This window comes from Streptomyces sp. NPDC020801, assembly GCF_044334385.1.
Lineage (GTDB): Bacteria > Actinomycetota > Actinomycetes > Streptomycetales > Streptomycetaceae > Streptomyces.
Window position 1 is genome coordinate 252992 of the sequence record NZ_JBIRST010000002.1, and the last position, 15231, is coordinate 268222.

Consider the following 15231-nt stretch of genomic DNA (forward strand, 5'->3'; position numbering starts at 1 on the left):
ACTCGGACGGGCTGGGCCCGGACGGTCAGACGTTCACCCCGAAGTCCTGGGCGATGCCGCGCAGGCCCGAGGCGTACCCCTGGCCGATGGCACGGAACTTCCACTCCGCGCCGTGGCGGTAGAGCTCGCCGAAGACCATGGCGGTCTCGGTGGAGGCGTCCTCGCTCAGGTCGTAGCGTGCGATCTCCGCGCCGCCGGCCTGGTTCACCACGCGGATGTAGGCGTTGCGGACCTGACCGAAGGACTGCTGGCGGTTCTCGGCCTCGTAGATGGAGACCGGGAAGACGATCTTCTCGACGTCCGCCGGGACCCCCGCGAGGTTGATCTTGATCACCTCGTCGTCGCCCTCACCCTCGCCGGTGAGGTTGTCGCCGGTGTGCTCGACCGAGCCGTCGGGGCTCTTGAGGTTGTTGAAGAAGACGAAGTTCTGGTCGTTGCCGACCTTGCCGGAGTTGTTCAGCAGCAGCGCGCTGGCGTCGAGGTCGAAGTCGGTGCCGGTCGTGGTACGGGCGTCCCAGCCCAGGCCGACGAGGACCGCGGTCAGGCCCGGGGCCTCCTTCGTCAGTGATACGTTGCCGCCCTTGCTGAGGCTGACTCCCACGAGTCCTCCATTGGTGTCCGGGGGCGGGGAGCCCCGTCGTGCATCGGATATGGGATCAACGTGTCGATCCTAGTGACGGGTTCCCGCCCCCCGCAGGCCGCGCGGCCGAAGAATCACAGGGTGTCGAGCGCCTTCACGTACTCGTTCAGGTCGCGCGCGTCCGGCAGGCCGTTGACCACGGTCCACCGCACGACGCCCTCCTTGTCGATGATGAAGGTCCCGCGCACGGCGCAACCCTTGTCCTCGTCGAAGACGCCGTAGGCGCGGGAAGTGTTGCCGTGCGGCCAGAAGTCGCTCAGCAGGGGGTACTCCAGGTCCTCCTGCTCGGCGAAGACGCGCAGGGTGTGGATGGAGTCGTTGGAGACCGCGAGCAGCTGGGTGTCGTCGTTGACGAACCTCGGCAGGTTGTCGCGCAGCGCGCACAGCTCGCCGGTGCACACGCCGGTGAAGGCGAACGGGTAGAAGAGCAGCACGACGTTCTTCTCGCCGCGGAAGTCGGACAGCCGCACGGTGCGGCCGTGGTTGTCCTTGAGCTCGAAGTCGGGTGCCTTGTCGCCGACCTGGATCGCCATCGTCCTGCTTCCCTTCGGTGGGACTGTTCGGGTGAGACCACCCTACGCAGGGATCACCGCATGCCGACGGACGGGCCGACCTGGGTCGGCCCGTCCGGTGGCACCGGATGTCCGGACGTGGCCGGAACGTGCGGGGCCGGAGCTACTTCTTGGACTTCGCGGCCTTGGGCGTCGCGAGCCGGCTGCCGCTCCAGTCCTTGCCCACGCTGACGCTCTTGCTCGCCGACAGACCCGCCGTCGTCGCGGCTTCAGAGATGTCGCTCGGCTCCACGTAGCCCGTACGGCCGGTCTTCGGCGTGAGGAGCAGGATCGCGCCACCCTCCTCGATGTACGTGGTGGCGTCGACCAGCGCGTCCGTCAGGTCGCCGTCCTCGTCGCGGAACCACAGCATCACGGCGTCGGCCACGTCGTCGTAGTCCTCGTCCACGAGCTCGCTGCCGATAGCTTCCTCAATGGCCTCGCGGAGCTCCTGGTCGACGTCGTCGTCGTAGCCGATCTCCTGGACCACCTGTCCGGGCTGGAACCCCAGCCTCCCGGCCGGGTTAGTCCGCTCCTCCGCGTGGTCCGCGGTCGCGCTCACGGGTTGCCTCCTGATGGTGTTGCGATATGGGTCTTCAGCCACGCGCGTGCGCGAAGCATTGGCCGTAGTCCACACGGGCGGGCCCGATCGCGCAAGTACCCGGCGGTCCGGACCGCCGAAACGGTGACGATCCCGGCTGTGTCGCCGCAACTCCTGACACGGTATCGCGATCAGAGGTGACACACACCACACCTTTGCGCCCGGTTTGTCCGAACCGGAACCGTCCACGCCTGGGCCATTGGTCCCGAGTACCCCCCGTTACCCCTCGGTAGAGATGACTTTGCCTGTCCCGAGGTACACGATGGGGAACGGTGCAGGCACAGGCGGACAAACCGCGCCAGGGCCCAGGAAGAACCCCGAAAAACCACAGAAATGTCGCCCTCTGACAGGTAAGGAACAGCGTGGCTTCCGGATCCGATCGAAATCCGATCATCATTGGCGGCCTTCCGAGTCAGGTTCCTGACTTCGATCCCGAAGAGACCCAGGAGTGGCTCGACTCGCTCGACGCCGCCGTCGACGAGCGGGGCCGGGAGCGGGCCCGCTACCTCATGCTCAGGCTGATCGAGCGCGCCCGCGAGAAGCGCGTGGCCGTGCCGGAGATGCGCAGCACGGACTACGTCAACACCATCCCCACCAAGAGCGAGCCGTTCTTCCCCGGCAACGAGGAGATCGAGCGCAGGATCCTCAACGCGACCCGCTGGAACGCCGCGGTGATGGTCTCCCGCGCCCAGCGCCCCGGCATCGGCGTCGGCGGCCACATCGCGACCTTCGCCTCCTCCGCCTCGCTCTACGACGTCGGCTTCAACCACTTCTTCCGCGGCAAGGACGAGGGCGACGGCGGCGACCAGGTCTTCTTCCAGGGGCACGCCTCACCGGGCATCTACGCACGCGCGTACCTGCTGGACCGGCTCACCGAGGAGCACCTGGACGGTTTCCGCCAGGAGAAGTCCAAGGCGCCCCACGGCCTGTCCAGCTATCCGCACCCGCGTTCCATGCCGGGCTTCTGGGAGTTCCCCACGGTCTCCATGGGCCTCGGCCCGATCGGCGCGATCTACCAGGCCCGGATGAACCGCTACATGCACGCGCGCGGGATCGCGGACACCTCCAAGTCGCACGTGTGGGCCTTCCTCGGCGACGGCGAGATGGACGAGCCGGAGTCGCTCGGCCAGCTGTCCATCGCCGCCCGTGAGGGCCTGGACAACCTGACCTTCGTCGTCAACTGCAACCTGCAGCGGCTGGACGGTCCGGTGCGCGGCAACGGCAAGATCATCCAGGAGCTGGAGTCGGTCTTCCGGGGCGCCGGCTGGAACGTGATCAAGCTGATCTGGGACCGCACCTGGGACCCCCTGCTGGCGCAGGACCGGGACGGCATCCTGGTCAACAAGATGAACACCACGCCGGACGGCCAGTTCCAGACCTACGCCACCGAGTCCGGTGCCTACATCCGCGAGCACTTCTTCGGCGACGACCACCGGCTGCGCGCGATGGTCGAGCACATGAGCGACGACCAGATCCTGCACCTGGGCCGGGGCGGTCACGACCACCGCAAGATCTACGCGGCGTTCAAGACGGCCGTGGAGCACAAGGGCCAGCCGACGGTCATCCTGGCCAAGACGATCAAGGGCTGGACGCTGGGCCCGAACTTCGAGGGCCGCAACGCGACCCACCAGATGAAGAAGCTGACCGTCGACGACCTCAAGCGCTTCCGGGACCGGCTGCACCTGCCGATCTCCGACAAGGAGCTGGAGTCCGGCCCGCCGCCGTACTACCACCCGGGCCGGAACACGGACGAGATCCAGTACATGCACGACCGCCGCAAGGGCTGCGGCGGCTACGTCCCGACCCGGATCGTGCGCTCCAAGCCGCTGCCGCTGCCGGACGACAAGACGTACGCGTCCGTGAAGAAGGGCTCCGGCCAGCAGTCCATCGCGACCACCATGGCCTTTGTCCGGCTCCTGAAGGACCTCATGCGGGACAAGGAGCTCGGCAGGCGGTTCGTGCTGATCGCGCCCGACGAGTACCGCACGTTCGGCATGGACTCCTTCTTCCCGAGCGCGAAGATCTACAACCCGCTCGGCCAGCAGTACGAGGCGGTCGACCGCGACCTGCTGCTCGCCTACAAGGAGTCGCCGACCGGTCAGATGCTGCACGACGGCATCTCCGAGGCGGGCTGCACGGCGTCGGCGATCGCGGCGGGCTCGGCCTACGCAACGCACGGCGAGCCGCTGATCCCGGTCTACGTGTTCTACTCGATGTTCGGTTTCCAGCGCACCGGCGACCAGTTCTGGCAGATGGCCGACCAGCTGGCGCGCGGCTTCGTCCTGGGCGCGACCGCCGGCCGCACGACGCTGACCGGTGAGGGTCTGCAGCACGCGGACGGCCACTCGCAGCTGCTCGCCTCGACGAACCCGGGCTGCGTGGCGTACGACCCGGCCTACGGGTACGAGATCGCGCACATCGTGCAGGACGGCCTGCGCCGGATGTACGGCGGCGACGAGCAGCACCCGCACGGCGAGGACGTCTTCTACTACCTCACCGTCTACAACGAGCCGATCCAGCAGCCGGCCGAGCCGGCGGACGTGGACGTGGAGGGCATCCTCAAGGGTGTCCACCGCATCGGCAGGGGCACGGCGGGCGAGATCCCGGCGCAGATCATGGCCTCGGGCGTGGCGGTGCCGTGGGCGCTCCAGGCGCAGCGGATCCTCGCCGAGGACTGGAACGTCAGGGCCGACGTCTGGTCGGCGACCTCCTGGAACGAGCTCAGGCGCGAGGCCGTCGCCTGCGAGGAGCACAACCTGCTGCACCCGGAGGAGGAGCAGCGGGTGCCGTGGGTGACGCGGAAGCTGAGCGAGGCCGAGGGCCCGTTCGTGGCCGTCTCCGACTGGATGCGCTCGGTGCCGGACCAGATCGCGCGGTGGGTCCCGGGCACGTACCAGTCCCTGGGCGCCGACGGCTTCGGCTTCGCCGACACCCGGGGGGCGGCCCGGCGGTTCTTCCACATCGACGCCGAGTCGATCGTGGTGGCCGTGCTGACGGAGCTGGCCCGTGAGGGCAAGGTCGACCGGTCCGTCCTCAAGCAGGCCATCGACCGCTACCAGCTCCTGGACGTGTCGGCGGCCGACCCCGGCACGGCGGGCGGGGACGCGTAGGCGGACCGGCAGGTCGCCCGAGGGGCGGTGGGGCCATGGGCCCCACCGCCCCTGTCCTTGCCGTTTCTTTACGATGCGGTCATGGAGGATCTCTCGGCACAGGCACGGTGGGAACGGCGCACCCAGCGGCCGTTGCTGGTACTCGCGCTGGCGTTCGCCGCCGCCTACGCCGTGCCGATCGTGAACAGCACCGCGAGCCGGCCCGTGACGCTGGCCTGCACGGTGGTGGAGTGGGCGGTGGTGGAGTGGGCGGTGTGGGGGTCGTTCGCGGCCGACTACCTGATGCGGCTCGGACTCGCCCCGCGGCGGCGGGAGTTCGTGCGCACGCACTGGCTGGACCTGTGCGCCGTGGTGCTGCCGATCCTCCAGCCGCTGCGGCTGCTGCGGCTGGTGTCCACGCTCATGCTGGTGGGGCGGCGGGCGCGGATGGCCGAGCAGATCCGGCTGACGACGTATGTCGCCGGGGCGGTGGTGGGGCTGCTGATGTTCGGGTCGCTGGCCGTGCTGTCGGTCGAGCGCGAGTCGCCGAAGGGGAACATCAAGACGCTGGGTGACGCCGTGTGGTGGTCGTTCACGACGATGACGACCGTGGGGTACGGGGACCACGCGCCGACCACGGGGCTGGGGCGGATACTGGCCGTCGGCCTGATGCTGGCCGGGATCGCGCTGCTGGGTGTGGTGACCGCGAACATCGCCGCCTGGTTCATCGCCCGGTTCGAGCGGGACGACGTGGAGGAGCGGCGGCAGACCGAGGCGATCGAGGCGCTGACCGAGGAAGTGCGCAGACTTCGGGCCGAGGTGAGCGCGCTGACCACGAAGGAGGGCCCCAGGCCGGCCGCCAAAGGCCCCTTCCCTCACCGCCCGGGGTCAGAACATGCCGTTGCCCCAGGTTGCCGCGCCCGCCAGCCAGATGATGGCCAGGAGCGTGTCGATGGCCCCCAGGACGAGGGCGACCAGGGCCGGGACCGAGCGGTTGCCGCCCGCCCAGCTGCGCCCCATCGCCAACCAGCCGCAGACGACCGCCACCGGGCCCAGGACGATGCCCAGTACGAAGAATCCGGCGACCGCGCAGATCGTTCCGACGATCCCGAGAGTCGCGCTGTCCGGCCGTCCCCCGGCCTCGAAGCCGCTCGGCCGGGGGGACCCCCATCGTGACCACGTGCGGCTATGTGAACGGGGGTATCCGCGCGTTCCGTGCCCAAAGCCCGCCATCATCAACTCCTCGAACCCCTTGTCGAGTTGGAGTTCTGCCGGGGTTCACGGCTGCGGGTACCCCGGTTCCGGTCGTCAATCCTTCTCCTTCCGGGACGCACTTCCCGCCGGACTCGCGGGGCGTACTCGCAGGCCGGATCCACGGGGCGGGTCCGCTGCCTGCGCGCTGCCCCCCTCCAGCAGCGCGCCGCAGCCGGTCGTCCCCCTCCCCTGCGGAGGACTTGACCCACTGTGACCTGCGGCGCGTGCCGAGGGCGAGCGATCTTCGGCTCAGTCACCCTGATGGGCGAAACCCGGCCCGTGGACTCGGCCGGCCCGCCGGTCAGATGTGGCCGGCGCCCGCGCCCGCCTCGGCGTTCTGCCCGCGCTTGGTGAGCAGGGCGACCAGGACGGCCACGGCGGCGACCCCGGCGGCGACGAGCGAGGCGAGGCTCATGCCGGAGATGAAGGTGTCGTGCGCGACGGAGGCGATCTTCGCGGCGATCGCCTCGGGCGTACCCTTCGGCACCGGTGCCACACCGACCTGGACCGCCTCGGCGGCCTGGTGCGCCTGGGCCGCGGTGAGCGGCGGGAGCCCCGCGTCCGTCCAGTTGCCCGCGAGGTCGTTGTCGACCTTGGAGGCCATCACGGCGCCCAGCACGGCCGTACCGAGGCTGCCGCCGATCTGCATGGCGGCCTGCTGGAGACCGCCGGCCACACCGGAGAGCTCCATCGGCGCGTTGCCGACGATGACCTCGGTGGCGCCGACCATGACGGGTGCCAGGCCGAGGCCGAGCAGGGCGAACCAGAGCGACATGGTGGCGCTGCCGGTGTCCGCCTTCAGCGTCGACATGCCGTACATGGCGACGGCAGTGGCGAGCATGCCGCCGGCCAGCGGGACGCGCGGGCCGAGCTTGGTGATCATCGCGCCCGCGAGCGGGGAGCCGACGATCATCATGCCGGTGAGCGGGAGCAGGTGCAGGCCCGCGTCGATCGGGCTCATCCCGTGCACGTTCTGCAGGTAGAAGGTGACGAAGAACAGGCCGCCCATGAAGGCGATGGCCATGAGCACCATCAGCACCACACCCGCGGACAGCGGGACGGAGCGGAACAGCGCGAGCGGGATCAGCGGCTCCTTGACCCTTGCCTCCCAGAGGGCGAAGACGGCGAAGCCCAGGAGGGAGGCCGCGATGAACATCCACGTCCGGCCGTCGCCCCAGCCCCAGGCCGGCGCCTTGATGAGGGCCCACACCAGGCAGAACATCGCGCCGGAGAGCAGGGCGATGCCGAGGAGGTCGAAGGAGCGCGGGGCGTTCTCGGCGCGGTGGTCGAGCAGGATCAGCAGGCCCAGGAGCAGGGCGAGGGCGCCGACCGGCACGTTGATGAAGAACACCGACTGCCAGTTGACGTGCTCGACGAGGACGCCGCCGAGGATCGGGCCGCCCGCGGTGGAGGCGCCGATGACCATGCCCCAGATACCGATCGCCATGTTGAGCTTCTCGGCCGGGAAGGTGGCCCGCAGCAGGCCGAGCGCGGCCGGCATCAGCAGCGCGCCGAACAGGCCCTGGAAGACGCGGAAGGTGACGACGGCGGCGATGCTGCTGGACAGGCCGATGGCGCCCGAGGCGGCGGCGAAGCCGGTCACGCCGATGAGGAAGGTCTGCCGGTGCCCGAAGCGGTCGCCCAGCTTGCCCGCGGTGATCAGGGAGACCGCGAGGGCCAGGAAGTAGCCGTTGGTGATCCACTGGACGTCGGCGAAGCTGGCGCCCAGGTCCTTCTGGATGGCCGGGTTGGCGATGGCCACGATGGTGCCGTCAAGGGCCACCATCATGACCCCTACGGCGACGGTGATCAGGGTGAACCACGGGTGGCCGCGCAGCCCCCCGGCGGGCGTGGGTTCCGACGGGGCTGCCACGGACGCCTTGTCCCCCGGCCCTGTCGTGTCGACGGTGGTCTGACTAGTCATACCTTCGAGGCTAGTGTCAGCGACTGACAAACGACAACTGGATTCACTAGTCGGTAACTGACGCATCACCCGCGTATAGTCCGAGCTGCGGAAACAGTTCGCGGGAGAGGTCCGGAGAGGTTGATGGAGACGGCGGAAGCCGCCGAGACGGCGCCACGGCCGGGACTGCGCGAGCGCAAGAAGCGGCGTACCCGGGACGCGCTGCTGCGGGCCGCGCTCGAACTGTTCACCACCAAGGGCTACGAGCGGACGACGGTCGACGAGATCGCGGAGGCCGTCGACGTCTCGCAGCGCACCTTCTTCCGCTACTTCGCCGGCAAGGAGGAGGTCGCCCTCGCCGTGCAGGAGACGGTGGAGGAGCACTTCGTCGAGGCGCTGCGCGCCCGCCCGCCCGAGGAGGCCCCGCTGGAGGCCCTGCGCCGGGCGGTGCTGGAGGGATGGGACACGATCAACGAGGCCGTCGCGAGCGTCGTACCCGTGGAGCTGTATCTGCGCATGTTCCGGGTGATCGAGTCGACGCCCGTTCTGCTCGCCGCGCATCTGCGCCGCTCGGTGGAGACCGAGGAGCAGATCGCGGGACTGCTCGCCGAGCGCGAGGGCCTCGATGCGGAGACCGACCCGCGGCCGCGGCTGGCGGTGGCCGTCTTCGGCGGGGTGATGCGGGTGACGGGCCGTCAGTGGAGCACGGGCGAGGACTTCAGCCTGGAGGCGATCCGCGCGCTCACGGCCAGGTACCTCGATCAGGTGGGACCGGCCCTGACCGGGAACTGGCGTACGGGCGACTGATCCTGGAACCGGAGCGCGCCCGGTTGCCACTGAACTGGCGTACGACTGGCCGATCTTGGACTGGAGTGCGAACTGAGGCGCCCGTCACATCGGCCGAAACGTGATCCCTGTCACTCGGTTAACGCGAGACCCGCTCGTTCTCCTAGTGTGTCCTCCCAGTGACTTCCTTCGACACCTCCCCGCAGCTCAACGTCTGGCGCGCGCTGCTCGCACTGGCCGTGGTCTTCGTGATGCTGGCGACCACCGGCTGGACCGCGGTGCGCAGCCACCGCGGGTCCGCCGCCCTCCAGGCCTCCCTGTCCGCATGGGAGCGCGGCCGGCTGCACGGGCACCGGCTGCCGGACCCCGAGGCGGCCCCCGCCCGGCTGTCCCGCTACTTCGCCTCACTCACCGCGCAGGACCGGAGCCGGCTCGCCCACCGCTATCCGCTGACGGTCGGCAACATGAACGGCGCCCCCGTCCAGCTGCGCTACCAGGCCAACCGGATCGCCCTCGGCCAGGCGCGCAAGGCCGAGCTGCGGCGCATGCACGACAACCGGCTCACCCCGGCCGGGCAGCAGGACGCCGGCCGCCGGATGCACCGCTTCACCACGCTGATGGCCAAGGACCGCCAGATCCTGGCCTTCGACCCCGAGGGCTCCGGCCGGATCGCCGAGGTGTTCGGCAACCTGCCGAAGGCCGAGCGGATCTCCGTCGTCGTCCCCGGCGTCGACACCGACCTGCTCACCTTCCAGAAGACCTACCGGCCGTACTCGGCGCCGTACGGCATGGCCAGTTCGCTGTACGCGGCCGAGCGCACGGCGGGCCCCTCGACGCCTACGGCCGTGATCGCCTGGGCCGACTACACCGCGCCCAGCGGGCTCGGCGTCGACGCGGCCACGGCGATGCGCGCCGAGGAGGGCGCCGTCCGGCTGAACTCGCTGCTGCGGGGCCTGCCCGGCAACTCGCCGGTCGCACTGTTCTGCCACAGCTACGGTTCGGTGCTGTGCGGGATCGCCGGGCGCTCGCTGCCCGGCCGGGTGTCCGACATCGCGGTGGCCGCCAGCCCCGGCATGCGCGTGCAGAAGGCCTCCCACCTGCACACCGACGCCCATGTGTGGGCGATGCGGGACGCCACCGACTGGATCCAGGACGTGCCGTACCTGGAGCTCGGCGGCCTCGGTCACGGCGCGGACCCGGTCTCCTCGGCGTTCGGGGCCCGGGTGCTGTCGGCCCGCGGCGCGCACGGGCACGCCGGCTACTTCGAGCCGGGCACCGACAGTCTGACGAACTTCGCCGAGATCGGTGTCGGCGCGTACGACTCGGTGCGCTGCGCCCATGACGACAACGGGTGCCGGGCGGATTTGTCCGCACGTTGAAGGCCGGACGCGCGTAGAGACAGCAGGAACTGCGGTCCGCGCGGGGAGGGACGAAGGAGCTCGTGCCGCCTACGATGAGCCGCATGGGTGACGTACTGACCGGATTTCATGCTGCCTGGGAGTTCGAGTCCGATTCCGTGCTCATCCGCTACGAACGGGGGATACGCACACCGAAGCTCTTCCAGGCGCTCGGCGAACGCCGCGTCCCGCTGGACGCGCTCGCCGGCGTGACGCTCACCGCGGGCCGGCGCGGGACCGTGGTCCTGCGGGCCGAGCCCAGACAGGGCGCCGATCCGCTGATGGACGCGGCCGAGGGCCAGCTCAAGGAGGGCTGCGACCCCTATCGGCTGGTACTGCCCGCCGAGCGGGAGCCCCTCGCCGAGCGCTACGCCGACGAGCTGCGCGCACGGCTCACCGGCGGCGGCCCGGCCGACCGCCACCTGGTGGCCGTGCCCGAGCCGCCGCTGCAGTTCAAGGCGTACGACGGGAAGGCGTCCTTCGACGGCACCGCGGTGCGGTTCCGCTGGTCGTGGACCGGGGCGTCGTCGGCGAAGTGGAAGGCCGGCGACCAGAGCTTTCCGGTGGCCGATCTGGGCGGGGTGGAGTGGCGCTCGCCGGAGGTGTTCGAGGGCCATCTGCGGCTGCTGCGGCGCGAGGCGGGCGGTGCCGCCGCGCAGACGTCCCAGCCGCCGCAGCCGGACCAGGATCCGGCTGCGGTGGTGTTCGGTCTGGGGTACGGGCCGGTGCACGAGTCGCTGCCGTTCGCCGCGGCCGTGCTGGCGGCGGTACGGGCGGCCGCGCCCGCCGCGCCGGTACCGGTCACGGCGGCTGCCCGCCGTGACCCCGCCGACATCGCCGAACGGATCCGGCACCTCGGGGAGCTGCATCAGGCGGGGCTGGTGACGGACGAGGAGTTCTCGCTGAAGAAGGCCGAGCTGCTGGCCGAGTTGTAGGCGGGCGCGAGGACCCGTCAGCGGGCCCGATCGGCCTCCACGGGACGACCGGCGCCGGCGTAGAAGCCGATCTTCCGGTCCAGGACCGCGAGGGTGTCCCGCAGCTCGGCGATCCGGGCCAGGACGTCGCGGCGGGTCGCCTCCAGCAGCTCGTGCCGTTCGCCGTACGTGCTCTCCCCCGCCCGCACCAGCTCCGCGTACCGGACCATGTCGGCGACCGGCATGCCGGTCAGCCGGAGCTTGCCGACCAGGTCGAGCCAGTCCAGGTCGCGGTTGGTGTAACGGCGCTGGCCGGTGTGCGAGCGGTCGACGTGGGCCATCAGCCCGATCCGCTCGTACCAGCGCAGGGTGTGGGCCGTCAGGCCGGTGAAGGCGACGACCTCGCTGATCGTGTAGCTGTCCTGCCCGTCGGGACGCGGATGGCGCGGGGGCGGAGCGGAACAGACGTCGGCTGCCTCGGTCTCCTCGGTGGTCACGGCCGTGGTCTGCATCACCGTCATGGGCTCCACGCTATGACCTTGGAGTGCACTCCAAGCAAGGGGAACCCGGTAACCCGGTAAGAAATACGGACGACGCGGCACGGGTGCGGTGGCTGGTGCTGTGGCCGGAAAGGTTTGCCGGAAGGCTCGCGGCGTCCGGTGCGGTGCATCGCACGGCGGAGCACCGCCCGCGTACTGGATGTGCTCGGGTGCTGCGACAACGCGGCGAGGTGCCGTGCCGGGCGTCGCGAGCCGGTGAACCCTTCCGGTCGCAGCACTAGCGTGCGGGCCATGAGTCTCGTACGACGGGCCGGGCCCGAGGACGCCGGGGAAGTGCTGCGGCTGCGCCAGGTGATGATCGACTCGATGTTCGCCGCCGGCACCTCCACGGACTGGCACGCCGCGTCCCTGCCCACGCTCAGGGCGAAGCTGGCCGAGCCGGACGGAGACTTCGTGGCGCTCGTCGTGGACCATCCGGAACGGCCGGGGGCGCTGGCCGCGCTGGTGGCCGGGGCACTGGAGTACCGCATCGGGCGGAACGGCAATCCGCACGGGCGGGTCGGGCACGTGTTCAGCGTCGCGACCGACCCGGGGGCGCGCCGCCGCGGCTATGCGCGCGCGTGCATGGAGGAGCTGCTGGACTGGTTCCGCGAGCGGGGCGCCGGGCAGGCCGAACTCAACGCCTCCGCCGAGGCCGAGCCGCTGTACGCCGCCCTGGGATTCGTCCGCAAGCCGGACCCCTCGATGCGGTTGACGCTCTGAGCCGCATAGGCTCGGCCTCATGTCGTTGAACAGCCTGGCGTCGATCGAGAACTGGCCGGTCCCCACCGCCGCGGCGGGCGTCGTGCGCGCGGACGGGACGGTCGTGGGCACCCACGGCCCGGCCGGGCAGCGCTTCCCCCTTGCTTCGGTCACCAAGCCGCTGGCCGCGTACGCCGTGCTCGTCGCCTACGAGGAGGGGGCGATCGAGCTGGACGAGCCGGCCGGACCGCCCGGTGCGACCGTCCGTCATCTCCTCGCCCACACCTCGGGCCTGGCCTTCGACGAGCACCGGGTGACGGCCCCGCCGGGCGAGCGGCGGCTGTACTCGAACGCCGGCTTCGAGCAGCTCGGCGACCATGTCGCCAAGGCGACGGACATCCCCTTCGCCGAGTACCTGCGCCAGGCGGTGCTGGACCCCCTGGGAATGACGCGGACGACCCTCGACGGCTCCCCGGCGAAGGACGGCGTCTCCACGGTCGAGGACCTGCTGCGCTTCGCCGCCGAGGTCCAGGCACCGCGCCTGCTCGATGCCCGCACGGTCGCCGAGGCGATGACGGTCCAGTACCCGGGCACGAAGGGCGTCCTGCCGGGCTACGGCCACCAGAACCCCAACGACTGGGGCCTGGGCTTCGAGATCCGCGACTCCAAGTCCCCGCACTGGACCGGCGCTTCCTCTTCCCCGCGCACCTTCGGCCACTTCGGCCAGTCCGGCACGTTCCTGTGGGTCGACCCGGACGCGGGCGCGGCCTGCGTGGTGTTGACGGACCGCGCCTTCGGCCCGTGGGCGATCGAGGCGTGGCCGGCGTTCACGGACGCGGTACTGGCGGAACTGCGCTGACACCGACGCGCAGGCACTCGAACCACACGGTCTTGCCCTGCCCGTCCGGGTGCACGGTGACACCCCACCGGTCAGTGACGGCAGCCAAGAGCGCCAGCCCACGCCCGCCCTCGGCGAGCGGATCGCCGACTCTCCGTACGGGCATCTTCGGGCACCGGTCGGCGACCTCGACCCGCAGCCGGCTGATGGAGGAACGCTATGGAGACCGGACCCAGCCCGAGGAACGCACAGTGGCGTAAATCCAGCTACAGCGGCAACACCGGCGGCGACTGCGTCGAGGTCGCCGACGACTGCCCGACCGGCACCATACCGGTCCGCGACAGCAAGACCCCGTCCGGTCCGGTGGTGACCGTCGGCGCGGAGGCCTGGAGCGCGGTCATCGCCGGGCTGCAGTAGGCAGGCGGCGCAGTCCCCACTTGCGAAACGTCGGCAGCCAGTCCAGGTCAGCGGGTGACACCGGCTCCAGAACTGCGCGGGCCGCGGTCGGGGCGTGGGCGCGGAGCGGTATCGCGAAGAACGGCGGTCGGTATGACCGGTCTGGAGCCCTGTGAGCGCGCCGAGGCTCCAGACCGGTGGACTCGCTGCCCACGATCAGATGGCGGGCACCTGCACCCAGAACCGGGTGTCCTTGCGGAGATCGGCGGAGTCGCTGTCGAGCTGCGCCTTGATCCAGTAGACGGCGGCCTTGTAGTGGTTGATGTCGGTGGTGCTGGGGTTGCTCAGTCCCGACGCGCCGTTGCGGTGGCCCGCGAACCAGGTGTTCAGGCCGTAGTGTTTCTGGCTCTGGTGCAGGCACCTGATGTCCTGCGCGAGATGCTCGTTCAGCGCCGCACCGATGTTCAGGGTGACTTCAGGCGCGCGAACGTCCTGCTCCGCTCGGTGCTGGACCTGTTCTCGGCGCGTCACGCCACCGAGGACCTGCTCAACGCCGGGAGCATGGCGCTGCTCCTCGGCGACATCCCCCGGGCCCGCCATGTCCTCGGCCTCGCCCTGGCGGCCGCGCGCTCGGCCGGAGGCGGGCCTCTCATCGCGCGCGCACTGGAGCACCTTGCCTACGCAGAGCTGCGGGCGGGGCGCCACCACCAGGCCCGTGCCCATGCCGAGGCCGGACTCGCGGCGGCGGCCGCACCCGGCATGCGCAACCTCACGGCGAACCTCTCGGCCATCCTCGCCATGGTCTCCTCCATCTCGGGCGACCTCGCCACGGTGACCGTGCACGCGCGGACCGCGCTCGACATCGCACACCCACACGGGCTGACCCAGGCCCGTACACTCGCCGAGTGGGCGCAGGCCCGGGCCGACCCCGGCCACGGTCACCCCGAGCACGCGGCCGCCCGGCTCTCGCTCCTCGTCCGGTCCGGCCCCCGGCGGGGCCACTTCGGCCTGTGGGTGCTGGCGGTGCCCTGCCACATCGAGGCGACCGTGCTCGCCGAACATGACGGCTGCGTGGACGATTTGATCGACCTGTACGCCGTGTGGGCCGCCATGGGCGCGGATCCGCAGGCGCCTGCGGTGCTCCGGCGTTGCCGAGCGCTGGTCGCGCGCCACGACCGGAGCGAGGCGCTCTACCGGGAGGCGCTCGATCTGCACGAAACGGTGGACGGCCCGTTCGAGCATGCCCGCACCCTTCTCGCCTACGGCATGTGGCTGCGCCGCCGGCGGCGGCCCGTGGAGGCCAGGACGCAGTTGCGGAACGCGGCCGTGGGATTCGAGCGGTGCGGTGCCGCCGTCTGGGCGGAACGCGCCCGCGACGAACTCCGCGCGGCAGGAGAGACGACGGGCGACACCCCGCAGACCGGCCTGATCGAGCTCCTCACGCCGCAGCAGCTGCGCATCGCCCGCAAGGTCGCGCAGGGGGCGACCAACCGCGAGGTCGCTCGCGAGCTGGCGATCAGCACTCGCACGGTCGAGTACCACCTGCGGAATGCGTTCACCCAGTTGGGAGTCCGCTCCCGGGTCGACCTCGCGCGCCTACTGAACGACTGACAGCGGTGTG

The 15231-nt window shown here is 70.7% G+C and carries 15 protein-coding genes and 1 pseudogene; 9 read left to right on the top strand and 7 right to left on the bottom strand.

What is annotated here, in order from left to right:
• Positions 1-25: 25 nt before the first annotated feature.
• The 3 genes from ACH4UM_RS05995 to ACH4UM_RS06005 form a co-directional block, all read right to left on the bottom strand.
• A complete protein-coding gene (locus tag ACH4UM_RS05995) occupies positions 26-601 on the bottom strand; it encodes a TerD family protein (protein ID WP_398174194.1) in 576 nt (191 codons plus the stop codon).
• Between the two features lie 113 nt (positions 602-714).
• Positions 715-1173 (bottom strand): peroxiredoxin, encoded by a 459-nt coding sequence (locus ACH4UM_RS06000; protein ID WP_398174197.1) that lies wholly within the window; start codon positions 1171-1173, stop codon positions 715-717.
• Between the two features lie 142 nt (positions 1174-1315).
• On the bottom strand, positions 1316-1753 hold the full coding sequence (locus ACH4UM_RS06005) for a DUF3052 domain-containing protein (RefSeq protein WP_398174200.1): 438 nt from the start codon (positions 1751-1753) through the stop codon (positions 1316-1318).
• Positions 1754-2154: 401 nt separating this feature from the next.
• Here ACH4UM_RS06005 and aceE point away from each other — a divergent pair, with 401 nt between their 5' ends.
• Both aceE and ACH4UM_RS06015 read left to right on the top strand, forming a co-directional pair.
• Positions 2155-4902 carry a pyruvate dehydrogenase (acetyl-transferring), homodimeric type gene (aceE, locus tag ACH4UM_RS06010; RefSeq protein ID WP_398174203.1) on the top strand — a complete coding sequence of 916 codons (2748 nt, stop codon included), beginning with the start codon at positions 2155-2157 and terminating at the stop codon, positions 4900-4902.
• 81 nt (positions 4903-4983) lie between these two features.
• Positions 4984-5715, top strand: a pseudogene (locus ACH4UM_RS06015) (potassium channel family protein); the annotation flags it as partial.
• A 54-nt stretch (positions 5716-5769) separates the two neighbouring features.
• Here the strand turns inward: ACH4UM_RS06015 and ACH4UM_RS06020 are convergent.
• Both ACH4UM_RS06020 and ACH4UM_RS06025 read right to left on the bottom strand, forming a co-directional pair.
• The gene (locus ACH4UM_RS06020) at positions 5770-6117 is read right to left on the bottom strand and encodes a small hydrophobic protein (RefSeq protein WP_398175028.1); all 348 of its coding nucleotides are present in this window, start codon (positions 6115-6117) and stop codon (positions 5770-5772) included.
• Positions 6118-6436: 319 nt separating this feature from the next.
• Positions 6437-8059 (bottom strand): MFS transporter, encoded by a 1623-nt coding sequence (locus tag ACH4UM_RS06025; protein ID WP_398174206.1) that lies wholly within the window; start codon positions 8057-8059, stop codon positions 6437-6439.
• A gap of 123 nt (positions 8060-8182) precedes the next feature.
• Between ACH4UM_RS06025 and ACH4UM_RS06030 the strand changes: the two genes are divergently transcribed.
• The 3 genes from ACH4UM_RS06030 (at position 8183) to ACH4UM_RS06040 (ending at position 11156) form a co-directional block, all read left to right on the top strand.
• A complete protein-coding gene (locus tag ACH4UM_RS06030) occupies positions 8183-8845 on the top strand; it encodes a TetR family transcriptional regulator (RefSeq protein ID WP_398174209.1) in 663 nt (220 codons plus the stop codon).
• Between the two features lie 158 nt (positions 8846-9003).
• Entirely contained in the window at positions 9004-10203 is a 1200-nt protein-coding gene (locus ACH4UM_RS06035; protein ID WP_398174212.1) for an alpha/beta hydrolase, read from the top strand.
• A gap of 83 nt (positions 10204-10286) precedes the next feature.
• Positions 10287-11156, top strand: a complete 870-nt coding sequence (locus ACH4UM_RS06040) for a DUF4429 domain-containing protein (protein ID WP_398174215.1) — start codon at positions 10287-10289, stop codon at positions 11154-11156.
• A gap of 17 nt (positions 11157-11173) precedes the next feature.
• Here the strand turns inward: ACH4UM_RS06040 and ACH4UM_RS06045 are convergent, their stop codons facing one another.
• Positions 11174-11656 carry a MerR family transcriptional regulator gene (locus tag ACH4UM_RS06045; RefSeq protein ID WP_398174218.1) on the bottom strand — a complete coding sequence of 161 codons (483 nt, stop codon included), beginning with the start codon at positions 11654-11656 and terminating at the stop codon, positions 11174-11176.
• A 270-nt stretch (positions 11657-11926) separates the two neighbouring features.
• Between ACH4UM_RS06045 and ACH4UM_RS06050 the strand changes: the two genes are divergently transcribed.
• From ACH4UM_RS06050 to ACH4UM_RS06060, 3 genes are all read left to right on the top strand, one after another.
• Positions 11927-12397 carry a GNAT family N-acetyltransferase gene (locus ACH4UM_RS06050; protein ID WP_398174221.1) on the top strand — a complete coding sequence of 157 codons (471 nt, stop codon included), beginning with the start codon at positions 11927-11929 and terminating at the stop codon, positions 12395-12397.
• A 19-nt stretch (positions 12398-12416) separates the two neighbouring features.
• Positions 12417-13235, top strand: coding sequence for a serine hydrolase domain-containing protein (locus tag ACH4UM_RS06055; RefSeq protein ID WP_398174223.1), 819 nt, complete (start codon positions 12417-12419; stop codon positions 13233-13235).
• 198 nt (positions 13236-13433) lie between these two features.
• Positions 13434-13631 carry a DUF397 domain-containing protein gene (locus ACH4UM_RS06060; RefSeq protein WP_398174226.1) on the top strand — a complete coding sequence of 66 codons (198 nt, stop codon included), beginning with the start codon at positions 13434-13436 and terminating at the stop codon, positions 13629-13631.
• Positions 13632-13826: 195 nt separating this feature from the next.
• Here ACH4UM_RS06060 and ACH4UM_RS06065 read toward each other — a convergent pair whose 3' ends face one another.
• Positions 13827-14141 carry a hypothetical protein gene (locus ACH4UM_RS06065; protein WP_398174229.1) on the bottom strand — a complete coding sequence of 105 codons (315 nt, stop codon included), beginning with the start codon at positions 14139-14141 and terminating at the stop codon, positions 13827-13829.
• Here ACH4UM_RS06065 and ACH4UM_RS06070 point away from each other — a divergent pair.
• Positions 14115-15221, top strand: a complete 1107-nt coding sequence (locus ACH4UM_RS06070; protein WP_398174232.1) for a LuxR C-terminal-related transcriptional regulator — start codon at positions 14115-14117, stop codon at positions 15219-15221. The two genes, ACH4UM_RS06065 and ACH4UM_RS06070, sit on opposite strands and share 27 nt — an antisense overlap.
• The last annotated feature ends 10 nt before the right edge of the window (positions 15222-15231 follow it).

Coding starts and splice junctions, on each gene's coding strand:
- ACH4UM_RS06000 (WP_398174197.1), bottom strand. CDS start 1,173: ATGGCGATCCAGGTCGGCGACAAGGCACCCGACTTCGAGCTCAAGGAC.
- ACH4UM_RS06045 (WP_398174218.1), bottom strand. CDS start 11,656: ATGACGGTGATGCAGACCACGGCCGTGACCACCGAGGAGACCGAGGCA.
- ACH4UM_RS06030 (WP_398174209.1), top strand. CDS start 8,183: ATGGAGACGGCGGAAGCCGCCGAGACGGCGCCACGGCCGGGACTGCGC.
- ACH4UM_RS06050 (WP_398174221.1), top strand. CDS start 11,927: ATGAGTCTCGTACGACGGGCCGGGCCCGAGGACGCCGGGGAAGTGCTG.
- ACH4UM_RS06025 (WP_398174206.1), bottom strand. CDS start 8,059: ATGACTAGTCAGACCACCGTCGACACGACAGGGCCGGGGGACAAGGCG.
- ACH4UM_RS06040 (WP_398174215.1), top strand. CDS start 10,287: ATGGGTGACGTACTGACCGGATTTCATGCTGCCTGGGAGTTCGAGTCC.
- ACH4UM_RS06020 (WP_398175028.1), bottom strand. CDS start 6,117: ATGATGGCGGGCTTTGGGCACGGAACGCGCGGATACCCCCGTTCACAT.
- ACH4UM_RS06055 (WP_398174223.1), top strand. CDS start 12,417: ATGTCGTTGAACAGCCTGGCGTCGATCGAGAACTGGCCGGTCCCCACC.
- ACH4UM_RS06060 (WP_398174226.1), top strand. CDS start 13,434: ATGGAGACCGGACCCAGCCCGAGGAACGCACAGTGGCGTAAATCCAGC.